At 63.9% G+C, this 14,676-nt stretch carries 17 protein-coding genes; 11 read left to right on the top strand and 6 right to left on the bottom strand.

The features are described from left to right. The first annotated feature begins 22 nt into the window (after window positions 1–22). From IRI77_RS23645 to vapC, 3 genes are read left to right on the top strand one after another with little or no spacing between them, the layout of a single operon-like run. Window positions 23–622: a metallophosphoesterase family protein gene (locus tag IRI77_RS23645; protein WP_194447471.1), complete on the top strand. Its 600-nt coding sequence runs from the start codon at window positions 23–25 to the stop codon at window positions 620–622. A 48-nt stretch (window positions 623–670) separates the two neighbouring features. Then, window positions 671–865: a type II toxin-antitoxin system VapB family antitoxin gene (locus tag IRI77_RS23640; protein ID WP_194447470.1), complete on the top strand. Its 195-nt coding sequence runs from the start codon at window positions 671–673 to the stop codon at window positions 863–865. Next, window positions 862–1,251: a type II toxin-antitoxin system VapC family toxin gene (vapC, locus tag IRI77_RS23635; RefSeq protein WP_194447469.1), complete on the top strand. Its 390-nt coding sequence runs from the start codon at window positions 862–864 to the stop codon at window positions 1,249–1,251. The genes IRI77_RS23640 and vapC overlap by 4 nt, the downstream gene beginning before the upstream one ends. Window positions 1,252–1,253: 2 nt before the next feature. Here the strand turns inward: vapC and IRI77_RS23630 are convergent, their stop codons facing one another. Then, window positions 1,254–1,994 (bottom strand): C40 family peptidase, encoded by a 741-nt coding sequence (locus IRI77_RS23630; protein ID WP_194447468.1) that lies wholly within the window; start codon window positions 1,992–1,994, stop codon window positions 1,254–1,256. A gap of 85 nt (window positions 1,995–2,079) precedes the next feature. Here IRI77_RS23630 and prfB point away from each other — a divergent pair. The 4 genes from prfB (at window position 2,080) to IRI77_RS23610 (ending at window position 6,534) form a co-directional block, all read left to right on the top strand. Continuing rightward, window positions 2,080–3,217 (top strand): peptide chain release factor 2 gene (gene prfB, locus IRI77_RS23625; RefSeq protein WP_228486283.1). Its coding sequence is split into 2 segments (ribosomal slippage): window positions 2,080–2,151 and window positions 2,153–3,217, totalling 1,137 coding nucleotides; the frame shifts between segments, so codons are not numbered across the junction. Between the two features lie 7 nt (window positions 3,218–3,224). Beyond that, window positions 3,225–4,136 carry an L-threonylcarbamoyladenylate synthase gene (locus tag IRI77_RS23620; RefSeq protein ID WP_194447466.1) on the top strand — a complete coding sequence of 304 codons (912 nt, stop codon included), beginning with the start codon at window positions 3,225–3,227 and terminating at the stop codon, window positions 4,134–4,136. Then, window positions 4,133–5,800, top strand: a complete 1,668-nt coding sequence (locus tag IRI77_RS23615; protein ID WP_194447465.1) for a sensor histidine kinase — start codon at window positions 4,133–4,135, stop codon at window positions 5,798–5,800. The genes IRI77_RS23620 and IRI77_RS23615 overlap by 4 nt, the downstream gene beginning before the upstream one ends. 5 nt (window positions 5,801–5,805) lie before the next feature. Continuing rightward, a complete protein-coding gene (locus tag IRI77_RS23610) occupies window positions 5,806–6,534 on the top strand; it encodes a LytR/AlgR family response regulator transcription factor (protein WP_194447464.1) in 729 nt (242 codons plus the stop codon). 2 nt (window positions 6,535–6,536) lie between these two features. Here IRI77_RS23610 and ubiE read toward each other — a convergent pair whose 3' ends face one another. Both ubiE and aroB read right to left on the bottom strand, forming a co-directional pair. Continuing rightward, window positions 6,537–7,286 carry a bifunctional demethylmenaquinone methyltransferase/2-methoxy-6-polyprenyl-1,4-benzoquinol methylase UbiE gene (gene ubiE, locus IRI77_RS23605; RefSeq protein WP_194447463.1) on the bottom strand — a complete coding sequence of 250 codons (750 nt, stop codon included), beginning with the start codon at window positions 7,284–7,286 and terminating at the stop codon, window positions 6,537–6,539. Then, the gene (gene aroB / locus IRI77_RS23600) at window positions 7,283–8,356 is read right to left on the bottom strand and encodes a 3-dehydroquinate synthase (RefSeq protein ID WP_194447462.1); all 1,074 of its coding nucleotides are present in this window, start codon (window positions 8,354–8,356) and stop codon (window positions 7,283–7,285) included. Before aroB ends, ubiE begins: the two co-directional genes overlap by 4 nt. 41 nt (window positions 8,357–8,397) lie before the next feature. On the opposite strand from aroB, the gene IRI77_RS23595 reads away from it, so the two are divergent. Then, window positions 8,398–9,933, top strand: coding sequence for an L-aspartate oxidase (locus IRI77_RS23595; protein ID WP_228486282.1), 1,536 nt, complete (start codon window positions 8,398–8,400; stop codon window positions 9,931–9,933). Further along, the gene (locus IRI77_RS23590; protein ID WP_194447460.1) at window positions 9,926–11,173 is read left to right on the top strand and encodes a sodium:calcium antiporter; all 1,248 of its coding nucleotides are present in this window, start codon (window positions 9,926–9,928) and stop codon (window positions 11,171–11,173) included. The genes IRI77_RS23595 and IRI77_RS23590 overlap by 8 nt, the downstream gene beginning before the upstream one ends. A 54-nt stretch (window positions 11,174–11,227) precedes the next feature. On the opposite strand, the gene IRI77_RS23585 is transcribed toward IRI77_RS23590, so the two are convergent. After that, the gene (locus tag IRI77_RS23585) at window positions 11,228–11,473 is read right to left on the bottom strand and encodes a hypothetical protein (RefSeq protein WP_194447459.1); all 246 of its coding nucleotides are present in this window, start codon (window positions 11,471–11,473) and stop codon (window positions 11,228–11,230) included. Window positions 11,474–11,717: 244 nt separating this feature from the next. Here IRI77_RS23585 and IRI77_RS38695 point away from each other — a divergent pair, with 244 nt between their 5' ends. After that, complete coding sequence (locus IRI77_RS38695; protein ID WP_407673996.1) at window positions 11,718–11,921, top strand: type II toxin-antitoxin system HicA family toxin; 204 nt, start codon at window positions 11,718–11,720, stop codon at window positions 11,919–11,921. Between the two features lie 51 nt (window positions 11,922–11,972). Here IRI77_RS38695 and IRI77_RS23575 read toward each other — a convergent pair whose 3' ends face one another. Together IRI77_RS23575 and ribA are read right to left on the bottom strand one after the other, a co-directional pair. After that, window positions 11,973–12,638, bottom strand: coding sequence for a pentapeptide repeat-containing protein (locus IRI77_RS23575; RefSeq protein ID WP_194447457.1), 666 nt, complete (start codon window positions 12,636–12,638; stop codon window positions 11,973–11,975). A 63-nt stretch (window positions 12,639–12,701) separates the two neighbouring features. Beyond that, window positions 12,702–13,316 carry a GTP cyclohydrolase II gene (gene ribA / locus IRI77_RS23570; RefSeq protein ID WP_194447456.1) on the bottom strand — a complete coding sequence of 205 codons (615 nt, stop codon included), beginning with the start codon at window positions 13,314–13,316 and terminating at the stop codon, window positions 12,702–12,704. Window positions 13,317–13,375: 59 nt separating this feature from the next. On the opposite strand from ribA, the gene IRI77_RS23565 reads away from it, so the two are divergent. Then, window positions 13,376–14,665 carry a histidine kinase gene (locus tag IRI77_RS23565; RefSeq protein ID WP_194447455.1) on the top strand — a complete coding sequence of 430 codons (1,290 nt, stop codon included), beginning with the start codon at window positions 13,376–13,378 and terminating at the stop codon, window positions 14,663–14,665. The last annotated feature ends 11 nt before the right edge of the window (window positions 14,666–14,676 follow it).

The following is a 14,676-nucleotide window of genomic DNA, read 5'->3' as shown; positions in this document are numbered from 1 at the left end:
CGTACAATGTCTACCAAAGGGCATGAAACTTCTTGTTTTCTCCGACATTCACCACGACCTCGCCGCCCTCCGCCGTCTCATGGAGAGGGAGGCCGACTACTACGTCGCCGCCGGCGACATGGTCAACTGGGCGCGAGGATTGGACTCCGTAGGCCCCATCCTTCAAACGAAAGCCCCCAAAGTCCACGTCCTTCCGGGCAACCACGAAAACGCCGCTCAGATCGACGCCTTCTGTCAGGAATTTGGCCTCAACCCACTGCACGGCAAGCACCTCCAGGCAGGCTGTCATACGGTAGCAGGCCTCGGTCACTCCAGCCCTACTCCATTCAACACCCCCGGAGAATATTCGGAAGCCGAAATGGCTCAGCGCCTCGCGCCGCTAGCCGACCCCCACCCCGAGATCCTCATCTGCCACTGCCCGCCCCTGGGAACGGAATTGGACGAGGCCGCTCCCGGCCGCCACTTCGGCAGCCAATCCGTTCGCGATTTCATCGACCAGGTCCAGCCCGCCTGGTTCTTCTGCGGCCACATCCACGAAGCCGCCGGCCGGGAAGTCACCCTCGGTGCCACCCGGGCCCGGAATGTAGGCAAACAGGGCTACCTGCTGGAATTGCCGGACTGAAATCCTCTCCGCAATTGTGTGTATGATATTTTGTAAGGATACACATTGATGCGGACGAACATCGTCATTGATGACCAGCTCATGCGCGAGACGCTGCGTGCTACTGGTCTGAAGACCAAACGCGAGGCGGTCGAGCAAGGGCTTCGGACGCTGCTGCGCCTCAGCCGGCAGGCCGAGATTCGCAAGTTTCGAGGAAAGCTGAACTGGCAGGGTGATTTGGAAGCAATGAGGACCACTCGTTGATCCTCGTGGATTCCAGCGTCTGGATCGACTACTTCAATGGTGTTGATACGCCGCAAACTGAAAAACTGGACGACCTCCTCGGCCAGGAACCGCTCGCAGTCGGCGATTTGATTCTCACGGAAGTGCTGCAGGGGTTCTCAGACGAGCGGGATTTTCAGCAGGCCAGCAAGCTGCTCACCTCGTTGGAGGTCGTGGAACTAGGTGGTCAGGCGGTCGCTCTTCAGGCGGCCAGGAACTTCCGGGCCTTGCGGAATCTGGGAATCACGGTGCGCAAGACGATCGACACGGTAATTGCGACTCGCTGTATCGAAAGCGGCTACGAGCTTCTGCACAACGATCGTGACTTCGAGCCCTTCTCGAAGCACCTCGGCCTGCGAGTGGTCTGAGCCTAGTTGCTCGTCTCCACATCCATGCTGCCCACCGCTTCCAGGTCCGCCAGCGGAATCCGTCTCGCCCCAACGTAAGTCACACTGAAATAAGGGTCTGACAGCGGAGTCACCATCACCGTCTTGCGCCGGTTCGGTGCGTGGATAAACGACCCGCCGCCGACGTACATCCCTACGTGCCAGCCCCTCCGCCGGTGATGGAAAAACACCAGGTCACCCGGCAGCAGCTCTTCCTTCTGGACCGGAACGCCCACGTGGAACTGAGCCGGGGCCGAAGTCGGCAGCGCCAGGGAGAAGTTGGACTGGTAAACATACCGCACGAACCCGCTGCAATCGAATCCGTAAGAAGGGCTGCTCCCGCCCCAACGGTAAGGTGTACCAATCAGCGAATACGCAGTGGCCAGCAGCGGCTTCGTGCAGTTTGCACAGGTCCCTGGAATCGGTGGGGGTGGGGGATACGTCGGAACATTCAGCGAAAGAATCGGCAACCCGGTCAGCCCGTTCGGCATCACACTGACAGGCTCGAGCAGCGGACCCATGTTCCGCACCGCGCTCTTTGCAGTTCCTTTGCGGCTCACCGCACGCCTGTGGGTCGTATGCCCGCGCTTGGATATGGCCGGCTTGGCCGTAGCCCGCTTGCCTTTCGAAGCCGCTTTTTTGCCTGTCGCACCCAGCGCGGAGCCGCCCAGTGTCAGCAACACTGGCAGCAGCACAAGGATCAGACCGTAAAGAACAGTACGCAAGTCCTAATCCTTCTCCAAACCCCACAAGTCTACACAACTTGCCCGGCGAATGGGAAATCCGTCCGGCGTTGGTAGGATAGAGAATATGACCCTCGTCGAACTCGAGCGGGAATACCTTGCGCTCCGCCAGCAATCGGAAGCTGTGCGGAGCTATCTTTGACATTCCCTCAAAAAACAAACAACTGGCCGTCATAGAAGAAACCATCGCCGATCCCGGCTTCTGGAACAACCAGGAAGCCAGCCAGAAGGTGATGCAGGAGCGCAAACGCCTCGAGGCCTTTGTCCATCAGGACCGCTCCGTCACCACCCTCGTCAGCGACATCGATACCCTTTTTGAACTTGGCCGCGAAGGCGAAGACGTCGGAGCCGAACTGGCCCGCGAATTCGACAAGCTCCGCAAACTCGTTGACCACCTCGAGACCAATATGTTGCTCTCGGGCGAGAACGACCATTGCGGCGCCATCGTCACCATCCATCCCGGCGCGGGCGGTACCGAAAGCCAGGACTGGGCGGAGATGCTCCTCCGCATGTACCTCCGCTGGGCAGAACGCAACGGCTTCTCCGCCGCGGTGACCGACCGCCTGGAAGGGGAAGGCGCCGGCATCAAATCCGCCACCGTCGAAATCGACGGCGACAACTGCTTCGGTCTCCTGCAAAGTGAGATCGGCGTCCACCGTCTCGTCCGCATCTCCCCCTTCGACGCCAACGCCCGCCGCCACACCTCGTTCGCCAGCGTCTTCGTCATTCCCCTGATTGACGATGACGTCAAGATCGACATCAAGACCGAAGACATTCGCATCGACGTCTTCCGCGCCAGCGGCGCCGGCGGCCAGCACGTCAACAGGACAGAATCCGCCGTCCGCTTCACCCACATCCCTACCGGGATCGTTGTCCAGTGTCAGAACGAGCGCAGCCAGCATAAGAACCGCGCTGCCGCTCTCAAGCAACTCCGCGCCCGTCTCTACGAGTACGAGATGGATAAACGCCGCGCCGCCGAAAAGAAGCTGGAAGACTCCAAGGCCGACGCCAATTTCGGCAGCCAGATCCGCTCCTACGTCCTCGCGCCCTACCGCATGGTGAAGGATCTCCGCTCGCGCTACTCCGTCGGCGATGTCGACCGCCTGCTCGACGGCGACATGGAAGACATGATCCACGCCTACCTCGTGTGGAAGAAGACCGGCAAGACCTTCGGCGACTCCAGCAAGGACGACCTCGCCGACTAACCGCCACATGGACGAAGCTCTGTTGGAACAGGCGGCCGCGCTCATCCGGGCCGGCCGCCTCGTCGCCTTTCCCACCGAAACCGTCTACGGCCTCGGCGCCAATGCCCTCGACCCCGCCGCCGTCCGCCGCATCTTCGCCGCCAAAGGCCGCCCCTCCACCAGCCCTCTCATCGTCCATGTCGATTCACCCGGGATGGCCCGCCGCTACTGCACCACCTGGCCCGAGGCCGCCGCGCTCCTCACCGCCCGCCACTGGCCGGGCCCCCTCACTCTCGTCCTTCCAAAAACTCCGGATATCCCTGACGAGGTCACGGCCGGCCTCCCCAGTGTCGGTCTCCGCATGCCGGCTCATCCCATCGCGCTCGAACTCATCCGCCGCAGCGGTTGCCCCATCGCCGCGCCCAGCGCCAACCGCTTCATGAGCCTCTCGCCCACCTCCGCCGCCCACGTTCGCAAAAGCCTCGGCGATTCAGTCGATCTGGTGCTCGACGGCGGCTCCACCCCGGTCGGCATCGAATCCACCGTTCTCTCCCTCGCCGCGGACCGCCCCATCCTCCTTCGCCCCGGCATGATCGGCCGCGACGAAATCGAAGAACTCATCGGACCCGTCGATCTCGCCACCGACCCCGGAGCCGGAGCCCACGCCGCCCCCGGCCTGCACGCTCGCCACTACAGCCCCCGCACCCCTCTACTTCTCGTGCGCCAGGGGGATCTTCCAAAAACCGGCCGCGGAGTCTACCTCCAGCCCGGCGTCAACATGCCCGCCGACCCCAAAGCATACGCAGCCGCTCTCTACGCCACACTCCACCAGCTCGACGAACAGGGGCTGGACTGGCTGGCCGTCGAAGAGGTACCTTTGGATTCCGCGTGGTCCGGCATCCGCGACCGCCTCCGCCGCGCCGCGTCGCCAGAGCGATGAACACGCCGCACGAGCCCCTTCTCGCCAACCTCCTCGGCTACTCCGCCGGCACCCTCATCTTCGCCATCTTCTTCGTCCTCCTTACCCTCGACCGTGCTGGCCAGCGCCTGCGCACCAGCCGCCTCTCCCTCGCCGCCGCCGCCATGGCGCTCATCTGGAACGCCGGCTCCCTCGCTCTCCTTTTCACCGATTCCTTTTTCCTGTTGATCGTCACCACCTGCTCCCTCAGCCTTCTACCCGCGCTCCTGCTCGACATCCTGCTCGATGGCCGTCTGCGCCCCATTGCCTGGACCGGCTACGTGTTCAGCGGCGTGTCGATGCTTCTGCATGCCAGTGAGCAATTGTTCCCCATCCCCGTCACCGAGATGCACCGCCGCACCCTGGCCGGCACCGCCATCGGCTTCGCCGTCCTCACCGCTATCAGTGCGGCCTTCCTCGTCAGGAACGCCCCCGCCGCCCGCCGCGCCATCCCCGCCATGGCGCTGTTCCTCTTCGCGCTCTCCTTCGCCCACTTTCACAACGAAGGAACCGAGCACGCCTGGCCCGCTGAACTCGCCGTCCACCACGCCGGCATCCCCCTGGCCGTGTTCGTCCTCATGCAGGACTACCGCTTCCTCCTGCTCGACGCCTTTCTGCGCTTCCTGGCCAATATGCTGCTGGCCGGACTCTTCACCTGGGGCGCCGCCGAAGTGGCGCACCGCGCCGGCTGGGTTCGTTACGACCAGATGCCGGTCCGCCAGATCGCCCTCATGGTCCTCGGAACCTGCGGTGCCCTCATTGCCTTCTCCGCCGCCCGGGGAGCCGCCCAGGCCATGCTCACCCGCCTCGTCTTCCGCCGCGGCGACCCCGATCAGCTCCTCGATCGCCTGCGCAAGGAACCCATCGAATCAGAACAGTCCTATCAGGAATGGGCCCAGAGCGAAATTGCCCGGTTCATGGAAGCGGAGCGTCTTCCCGAAGGTCCGGGCCGCCGCGCCGGAGGCCGTCCCTATTTGAGTGAAGACCTCGCCATCCTCGCGCGCCTCGAAGCCCAGACCGCCGAACGCCTCGAGCAATACCGGGAGAGCGAGCGGAAACGCCTCCTCTCCCAGGCCGAACTCCGCGCCCTGCAGGCCCAGATCCACCCCCACTTCCTCTTCAACGCCCTCAACACCCTCTACGGCATCATTCCCAAGGAGGCCGCCGGAGCCCGCCGCACCGTCCTCAACCTCTCCGACATCTTCCGCTACTTCCTGCGCGGCGACCGCCAGACCATCGCCCTGGAGCAGGAACTCGAAATCATTCGCGCCTACCTCGAAATCGAGAGTCTCCGCCTCGGTCCCAAGTTGAAGATCGAATTCGACATCGCACCCGAAACCAAAACCGCGCCCATCCCGGTCCTCAGCGTTCAACCCCTGGTGGAAAACGCCGTCAAGCACGGCATTGCCCCCTTGCCGCAGGGCGGCACGGTTCGCATTCGCACCCGCGTCGACGACGGCATGCTCTGCGTCTGCGTGCAGGATACAGGTCCGGGCTTCTCCCAATCGACCGGCGCCGGAGCGGGCGTCGGCCTCGACAACGTGCGCCAGCGCCTGCACCTGCGCTACGGAGCGGTCGCCAAACTGGAAATCAGCAGGGAGCAGGGGGAAACCGTGGTCGGCTTCCATGCGCCCCTCAATAGGTGAGCCGGATGAATGTCCTGATCGTCGACGACGAACCCATCGCCCGCCAGATCCTGCGCGAGCTGCTCGAGGAGCACCCCGGCGTCAACCTGGCCGGCGAAGCCTCCACCGGACTCGAAGCCGTGGAGCAGATCGCCCGTCTCCATCCCGATGTCGTCCTGCTCGACCTCCAGATGCCCGGCCTCGACGGCTTCTCCGTGGCCCGCACCCTGCGCGGCGACTCGCTCCCCATCGTCATCTTCGTCACCGCCTTCGAAACCCACGCCCTGCAGGCCTTCGACACCGGAGCCGTCGACTACCTGCTCAAGCCGGTCCGCAAAGAGCGCCTCACCGCCGCACTGGAAAAGGCCCGCACCCAGATTGCCGGACTGAAATCGGAACCCCCGCCGCCGCCTCCGGTGACCGAGCCCCTACGCCGCATTCTCGGCCGCCTGGGCAGCGACCTCCACATGCTCAACCCGGGCGACGTCATCGCGTTCCAGGCCGACGGCGACACGGTCCAGATCATCACGGCCCAGGGCCGCTACTACGCCGACCATTCGCTGCGCACTCTGGAGGCCAAGCTCCCGCCCCCCCAGTTCCGCCGCATCCACCGCGGCACGATCATCAATACGGACCACATCCGCAAGATTTCGCCGCTGACCTCGAAACGCTGGTTGTTGAAGATGTCGAACGGCCTGGAGGCGATCGTCTCCAAACGCATGGCCGGCGTCATCCGCGACGCCACGCGCTGGTAGACTCAGCCCGAAAGCCCCGTATGCAGCGCGACCACCCCGAACGTCATCCGTTCGAACTTCACCCGCGTATACCCGGCCCCTTCCATCTCGGCCGCCAGTGACTCCGCCCCTGGAAACTTCCTGACGGACTCCGGCAGGTACGTATACGCTTCCTTCGACCCCGACACCAGCCCGCCAATCGTAGGCAGGATCCGACGCGAGTAAAACCCGTACACCCCGCGAATCAGCGGATTCGGCGGCGTCGAAAACTCCAGGATCGCCAGCATCCCGCCCGGCTTGAGCACCCGCCGCAGCTCCTTGAGCCCCCTCCGGTAGTTCGCGAAATTGCGGAATCCGAACGCCACGGTCACCAGGTCGAGTGACTTGTCAGCCAGCGGCAACTGCAGCCCATCCCCCTCGAACAGCGGCGTGAACGCATTCCGCTGACCCGACTTCGCCGCTGCCGCCACCAGCATCGGGTGGCAAAAATCGCTGCCAAGAACCAGCGTCTGCTCCGACGCCTTCTGCTCCAGCGCCAGCAGCAGATCGCCTGTCCCGCAGCACAGGTCCATCACCTTCATCCCCGGCCGGCGCAGGATGTGCTCCACCCGCCGCACCGTCGTGTTCCGCCAATAGCGGTCCACCTGGAACGACAGCAGGTGATTCAGCAGGTCGTATTGACCGGCCACCTGGCCGAACATGCCGCGCACATACCGCGCCGCCTGCTCTTCCGTCGCGGTGCCCTGCGGAGTCGTTCCTCTCTGTGCTGTCATGCGAGCGTCAACTCGATCGCCTCGCGGACCATCTCCGCGGGCAGCCCCGCCACTACTTCCGTCGACCCGATCCCCGTCGCCAGCACAAAGTGCACCGTCCCCTGAATCGCCTTCTTGTCCTTCACCAACCTCGGCATCAGGTTCTCGGTGCGCAGCGGCTCCGTCGAGGGGAACGGACCATATGCGTTCACAACGTCAATGATTTCCTGGGAGTGCGCCTCGCTCAGCCGGCCCGCCAGCCGCGACAGGTGCGTCGCCGCGATCATGCCCAACCCCACCGCTTCGCCGTGCAGGAAGTGCGCATACTTCGTCTCCGCTTCCATCGCGTGCCCTACGGTATGTCCGAAATTGAGGATCTTGCGGAGCCCCATCTCTTTCTCGTCCGCCGTGACCACTTCACACTTGATCCGTACGCTCTCGGCCACCATCTGCTCAACGGCCCCTGCCTCGCGCGCCATCACACGCGGTTGCTCGTTCTGCATCAGCCGGAACAGCGGCTCGCACGCGATCACGCCGTGCTTGATCACTTCGAACAGCCCCGCCCGGTACTCGCGCTCCGGCAGGGTCATCAGGACGTCCGGATCCGTCAATACCGCCAGCGGCTGGTGGAACGAACCAATCAGGTTCTTGCCGCCCACCAGGTTCGCCCCGGTCTTGCCGCCCACCGCCGCATCCACCTGGGAAAGCAAGGTGGTCGGAATTTGGATCACCGGAATCCCGCGCATGTAGATCGCGGCCAGGAAGCCACCCAGGTCGTTCACGATCCCGCCGCCAAAGGCCACCACCAGGCTCGACCGGTCACCGCCCAACTCCACCATCCGGTCCGCCATCGCTTCCACGGAAGCCAACCGCTTGCGCTCTTCGCCGCCAGGGAAAACCAGCCGGTGCCAGTCGGTGCCATCCAGGCCTGTCGCTACCGCCGAACCATGCAGCGCCCACACGTCGTCCGTCGCCACCACGAACACTTTCCCGTGCTTGGCCGGCAGAAAATCGCGCAGCCGCCGCAGCACTCCGCGCTCTACTGTTGCTTCATATCGGTGCGCCGTTGTTGTCACGGCAAAGGCAGGCATATCTTCGTTGTACCATGGGAGTTATCAGCGCCATCTCAGACTTGATTCAGACTGACTACCTGGTTGTAGGCGCCGGTGTCGCCGGGTTGCGCGCCGCCATCGCACTCGCTCCGGCCGGTCGTGTATTGGTAGTCGCCAAAGACAGCCTCCGCGAATCCTCCTCGGAGTATGCCCAGGGCGGCATCGCCGTTGCCCTCAGCGATGACGACGAGGTCGACCTGCATGAGTCCGACACCCTCGCCGCCGGCGACGGCCTCTGCAACCGCGAAGCCGTCCATGTCCTCGTTGAGGAGGGCCCCGCCGCTATCCAGCAACTGATGGACTGGGGCGCCGAGTTCGACAAGGAAGGCGGCCGCCTCGTCTTCGCCCGCGAAGGCGCCCACTCCCGCAGCCGCGTCCTCCATTCGCACGGCGACTCCACCGGCAAGGAGATCGCCCGTACCCTCTATCACAAGGCCGCTTCGCTCGAAAACGTCTCCTTCCGCAGCTTCTCCGCCGTGGTGGACCTTCTCGTCCAGGATGGCCGCGTAGTCGGCGCCGTCGCCCTCGACGAGAATACCGGCTCGCTCATCCCCATCTCCGCCAAAGCCGTCCTGCTGGCCACCGGGGGTCTCGGCCGGGTCTTCACAGACACTACCAACCCCGATGTCGCCACCGGCGACGGAGTCGCCATGGGTTGGCGCGCCGGCGCCACCATCTCCGACATCGAGTTCATCCAGTTCCACCCCACGGCCCTCCACATCGAGGGCGCGCCGCGCTTCCTGCTCTCCGAAGCCCTCCGCGGCGAGGGCGCCCATCTATTGAATGCAAAGGGCGAACGCTTCATGCGCCGCTATCACGAGATGGCGGAACTGGCGCCCCGCGATGTCGTCTCCCGCTGCATTGTCGAGGAAATGCGCCGCGAGAAGTCCCCCCACGTGTTCCTCGATCTCTCCGGCCGCGGACCCGGCTTCGTCAAAAACCGCTTCCCCCGCATTTACACCACCTGCCTCGAGTACGGCATCGATCTGGACAAGGAGCCTGCACCCGTCCATCCCGCCGCGCACTATTCCATGGGCGGCGTTTGGACTGACCTCGATGGCCGCACCTCCAGCCCCGGACTCTGGGCCGCCGGCGAAGTGGCGTGCACCGGCGTCCACGGCGCCAATCGCCTGGCGTCGAATTCTTTACTGGAAGGTGTCGTTTTCGGTGCTCGCGCCGGCCAGTCCATTGTCGACTCTGATTCCACGGCCCGCCTGCGCGGCGTCCGCTTCGAACCTCTCGAAATCCCCCAAACGAAAGAGGCAATCGTGCGCCGCATCGCCACGGACTTCTGCGGGATCATCCGCAACGGCGACGGCCTCACCACGGCTCTGACCATCCTTGGCGGCATGCCGGCCTCGCGCAAACGCCAGGTTTCCCGCGCCGACATCGAAGTGGCGAACATCCACACCCTCACGCAGTTAATCGCGCGCTGTGCTCGTGCCCGCGAAGAAAGTCGCGGGGCGCACCGCCGATCCGACTATCCTAAGAGAGTGGAGGCGTTTGAAAAGCACTCCCGGATCCGGATCAGCCAGCGCGAGGTGACTTTTGAATAGACGCAATACGGTTACAGCTCCAGCTTGCGCCTTTCTCCTCCTCACTTCGCTCGAGCTCATGCAGGTGGGCCCCTCCACCGCGCTTTGGGCTGCGCCCGCCATCCTGCTAGCCGCGATGCTGATCGCCTGGGCCGCAGAGTCCGCCCAGTTCTACATCGCCCAGGGTTTCGCCCTCGCCATCCTCGCCTGGCTCCAGACCCTGCCCGAGTTCGCCGTCGAAGCCGTCCTGGCCTGGAAACAGCAGGTTCCGCTCCTGCTCGCCAACTTGACCGGAGCCCTCCGCTTGCTCACCGGCCTCGGCTGGCCCCTCATCTACTTCACAGCCGCCGCTTTCCACCGCATCAAGTACAAGAAGGCGCTGAATGCCATCCACCTGGCGGATGAGCACTGTGTGGAAGTGGTCGGCCTCCTCGTCCCGCTGGTCTACGTCACCATCATCTGGGCCAAGTCCTCCCTGAACCTCTTCGACGCCGCCATCCTCATTGCCATCTATGTCGCCTACCTGATGGTTCTCTCCAAGATGCCGCCGCAGGAAGTGGAAGGCATCGAGGACCTCGACCGCATCCCCCGCGCCGTAGTCGAATCCAGCCCGCGCGTCCGGACTTTCCTGATCTTCGCCCTGTTCTCTGCCGGCGGCGCGCTCATCTACTTCTGCGCGGAACCCTTCCTCGGTAGCCTGCTGGCGCTCTCCGCCGTCCTGGGCATCCCCAGTTTCGTCTTCGTGCAGTGGGTTGCGCCCTTCGTCAGTGAATTCCCGGAAAAGGTCTCGGCCTTCTACTGGGCCCGCACCATCGACCGCGCCCCCATGGCGCTCATGAACATGGTGAGCTCCAACATCAACCAGTGGACGCTGCTCGCCGCCATGCTGCCGGTCATCTACTCCATCAGCCGCGGCACCCCGTCGGCCATCACCTTCGACTCCCAACAGGAACTCGAACTGCTCATGACCATCGGGCAGTCGCTGGTCGGCATGATCTTCCTGGTCAACATGATGCTCACCTGGTGGGAAGCAGGTACGCTGCTGGGCCTGTGGTTCATCCAGTTCATCCTGTCGCCGGTGCAACCGGGCCCGACCGCCTGGGGCATGATCGCCGGCCACATCCACTGGATTGTGACCGCGATCTACTTCCTCTGGTTCGCCGTCGAAGTGATCCGCTGCATCACCGGCAAACGGATGCCGGCCGCCTTCACCCTCTTCGCCGAACTCTGGCGCACGCGCATCCGGCCGGCGGCGCGCTAACAGACAGGCAGATGGAGAATGGTTAAGGGCGAAGCCGGGCGTCGTCGCCGGTGGCTACTTGCTCTTTCCGCGCTTTCGATTAGGTGGCATGGTCGTCAACAAGGCGCGAAGCACGGCATTCACTGAAGCGCCATCCTGGAATACTTGGGCCACATCGGGATCCAGCAGCACCGCCACTGAGCCAGCTTGAACCCGGCTCGCAAAACGGTTTGGCTGCGCCTCGGCGTAGTCGAGATGGTACTCCGGCGCCAAATCGTCCGCCCCACCAGTCTTCTCCTTACTGCGTGATGTGGATTTCATAGTCGCGCTGCTCCCTTCTCCATCTTCGAGGTTCGCGACGCAGAAGAGGGCGGATATTGTGCACGCGCGCTTGGGCATTCGATCTTCACTCAGGCCGAGTCGTAGGACGAACTGCGAGTCAACGTTCTGGAAGCCACGACTCTGCACTTTGAAGACCGTGACGAGCAGCCCCGGTTAGTGCAACTCCATTACGTGAAGGACGAGCTTATCCCCGTCGTTGCGGCATGAAGTTTCCGGTGATCGCGTGATTGCCGTACTTGCCGCTCTCGGCTACGAGATCATTCGGCAAAAGGGAAGCCACGTCCGGTTGAGACATGAGGGGCCGCCGTCTCACTCGATCACCGTACCTCGACACACCCACCTCAAAGCAGGTACTTTGCACGCCATCGTCAACGACGTTGCGACAGCGAGAGCCATCGAGGTGAAGTCGATCCTCTCGATGTCCTAGATACACAGCCGCAGAGGCATTTCTGCTGGACGTGCGTGCGAGGATCTGCCCCTACTTGATGGTCAGGCCCAGCAGGCGGGCGAGGTCCATGGCTTGCGGCGCGCTGACGGAGGCGCCCCGGACGTCCTCTGCGTAGACGGTGATGCCTTCGATTTCGGCTCCGCTGAGGTCGACGCCTTTCAGGGTGGCGTGACTGAGGTCGGCCTTCTGGAGGGACACCTTGTCGAAAGCCGCGCCTCCCAGATTGACTGAGCGGAGATCGGATTCGGCCAGGTTGCTGGCGCGGAATTCGCAGGTGGCGGTGTGGCCGCCGTTCAGGCGGAGGTAGCGGGCTTCGCAGCGATCGAGAAGGACGTCCTTCCAGTGGCATTCGACGGCGCCGAGCCCCGTCAGGCGGCAGTCGATGAATTCGACGCGGATGGCCTCGAAGCCGCGCCAATCGGCGTTGGAGAGGTCGCAGTTGAGGAAGCGGACGTCGCGCAGGCGGGGGGCTCGGATGGTGGTTCCGGCGAAGTTGACGCCCTGGAAGACGACGGAGGCGGCGACGAGGCGGGGGATGGAGCGGCCGGAGAGATCGAGGCCCTGGAAGAGGGCGTCCTCCAGATCTTCGCCTTCGAGAAGGGCGTCGAGGGAGAGCGGGGTCAGGTCGTCGAGGCTGGCAGGCAGGTCAGCGGGCGAGCGGCGGGGCGTAGTGTCCTTACGGCGTTTCAGGGCCATCAAGGACAGGGTAGCCTGAACACGGGCTCGAGGCGGGGGCGCTCGAGCCAGGCGCAGGTGGGACTACAGCTCCAGCAGGTGGCCGAAGCGTTTCTTCTTTGTTTTCAGGTAGCGGGCACTGTGGCGGCTGCGGACGGCGTTGCAGGGGACGCGTTCGGTCACCTGGATGCCCACGTTTTCCATGGCGGCGATTTTTTCGGGGTTGTTCGTCATCAGGCGGACCGCTTTGATGCCGAAGGAGTGGAGGATGGCGCCCGGCATTTCGTAGCCGCGCAGATCCGCCTCAAAGCCAAGCTGTTCATTGGCTTCGACCGTGTCGGCGCCGGCGTCCTGGAGCTCGTAGGCGCGCAGTTTGTTGAGGAGGCCGATGCCGCGGCCTTCCTTGGCCTCGTAGATCACCATGCCGCGGCCTTCCGCGCCGATGGTTTCCAGGGCCAGTTCAAGTTGCGCGCGGCAGTCGCAGCGCAGAGAGTGGAAGACGTCGCCTGTAAGGCACTGGGAGTGGATCCGGACGAGCAGGGGCTCGGGCGCTTGGAGGTCGCCCATGGCCACGGCTACGGAGTCCTCGGTGTAGTCTCCGCGCCTGCCGGCAAAGCCGTAGATGCGGAAATGGCCGTACTCCGTGGGGAAGTCCGCCTCGGCGACCTTGCGGACTTCGATAGGGTTGGGATCTGACATGGAAACGGTGGTTTCTGTCTTTATTTTAGTATGGTCGGGTACAGCGGGTTTGGGTTGGAATGGAAAAGCAGTTCATCATCCTGTTGATCAAGCTGGCGGCGGCGGCGTCGATCGCCAGCATTCTGGCGCGTTCGTCCAAGTTCCTGAACCTGCTTTTGCGGGAGCGGCGGACGATGCTGGAGCAGCTCCAACTGAGCCTGGGGATCTCGGGTTTCTGCGGCACCGGCTCCATTGTCAGGATCTATACGCAGAGCTACGCCGCGGCCGATATGTGCCTGGAGGGCAGTCTGTTAGCGGGTTTGATCGGCGGCTATATCTCGGGGCTGCTGACCGGGGTGATCTGCTCGATTCCGGCGCTGCTGCATGGCGAATACCTGGCGATGCCGCTGTATGCGGCGGTGGGCGTGATGGGCGGGTTGCTGCGGGACCTGGCGTACGACCAGGAGGAGGTGTGGCGGATCTCGCCGTTCTTCGACCTGAGCGTGTACCGGCTGATCCGCTATCCCGAGGCGCGGCGGCGGAGTCTATTCCAGATCGTGGGCCTGTTCACGATCGTGCTGGCGGAGCTGATGCGGTACACGGTGGTGCGGCTGTTTGGAGAGAGGATGATCTTCGCGTTCTACCTGCCGCAGGGCGGGTGGGCCAATACGCCGGTGTTCGTGTCGACGATCTTCACGGTGGCGCTGCCGCTGAAGATCTGGGTGAGCGCGCGCAATGAGCGGCTGCTGGAAAACAAGGAGCGGCTGCTGGTGGAGGCGCGGTTGAGCGCCTTGAGCGCGCAGATCAATCCACACTTTCTGTTCAACACGCTGAATACGGTGAGCTCGCTGATCCGGACGAATCCGGACAAGGCGCGGCAGGTGGTCTACAAGCTGTCGAACATCCTGCGGCGGCTGCTGCGGAAGACGGACAATTTCGCTCCGCTGCGGGAGGAGCTGGCATTCATCGACGACTACCTGTCCATCGAGATGACGCGATTTGGCGACAAGCTACGCTTCGTGAAGGATGTGGAGCCGGGCACGCTGGACTGCCAGATTCCGGCAATGCTGCTGCAGCCGCTGGTGGAGAACAGCATCAAGCACGGGCTGGCGCGCAAGGTGGACGGCGGGACGATCCGGCTGGAGAGCCGGTTTGAGCGGCGGCCGGAAGGGCTGCGGCTGCTGCTGACGGTGGCGGACGACGGGGTGGGGATCGAGGAAGAGCGGCTGGAGTCGATTCTGGAGCAGCCGGGCATCGGCGTGTCGAACGTGAACGAGCGGCTGCTGGTGCTGTTTGGGGCGAATTACCGGCTGAGCGTGACGTCGCAAAGCGGCGAGGGGACGAAGACGGTGATCGAGATTCCGGCCTGACGGGTGCAGCT

This window comes from Paludibaculum fermentans (genome assembly GCF_015277775.1).
GTDB lineage: Bacteria > Acidobacteriota > Terriglobia > Bryobacterales > Bryobacteraceae > Paludibaculum > Paludibaculum fermentans.
Note: the sequence above shows the minus strand (reverse complement) of the source record. Positions and strands in the feature narration are given on the sequence as shown.

Bases quoted from the DNA above. Each gene is read 5' to 3' on its own strand.
- IRI77_RS23645 (WP_194447471.1), top strand. From the start codon at position 23: ATGAAACTTCTTGTTTTCTCCGACATTCACCACGACCTCGCCGCCCTC.
- IRI77_RS23640 (WP_194447470.1), top strand. From the start codon at position 671: ATGCGGACGAACATCGTCATTGATGACCAGCTCATGCGCGAGACGCTG.
- IRI77_RS23620 (WP_194447466.1), top strand. From the start codon at position 3,225: ATGGACGAAGCTCTGTTGGAACAGGCGGCCGCGCTCATCCGGGCCGGC.
- IRI77_RS23615 (WP_194447465.1), top strand. From the start codon at position 4,133: ATGAACACGCCGCACGAGCCCCTTCTCGCCAACCTCCTCGGCTACTCC.
- IRI77_RS23610 (WP_194447464.1), top strand. From the start codon at position 5,806: ATGAATGTCCTGATCGTCGACGACGAACCCATCGCCCGCCAGATCCTG.
- ubiE (WP_194447463.1), bottom strand. From the start codon at position 7,286: ATGACAGCACAGAGAGGAACGACTCCGCAGGGCACCGCGACGGAAGAG.
- aroB (WP_194447462.1), bottom strand. From the start codon at position 8,356: ATGCCTGCCTTTGCCGTGACAACAACGGCGCACCGATATGAAGCAACA.
- IRI77_RS23585 (WP_194447459.1), bottom strand. From the start codon at position 11,473: ATGAAATCCACATCACGCAGTAAGGAGAAGACTGGTGGGGCGGACGAT.
- IRI77_RS23575 (WP_194447457.1), bottom strand. From the start codon at position 12,638: ATGGCCCTGAAACGCCGTAAGGACACTACGCCCCGCCGCTCGCCCGCT.
- ribA (WP_194447456.1), bottom strand. From the start codon at position 13,316: ATGTCAGATCCCAACCCTATCGAAGTCCGCAAGGTCGCCGAGGCGGAC.
- IRI77_RS23565 (WP_194447455.1), top strand. From the start codon at position 13,376: ATGGAAAAGCAGTTCATCATCCTGTTGATCAAGCTGGCGGCGGCGGCG.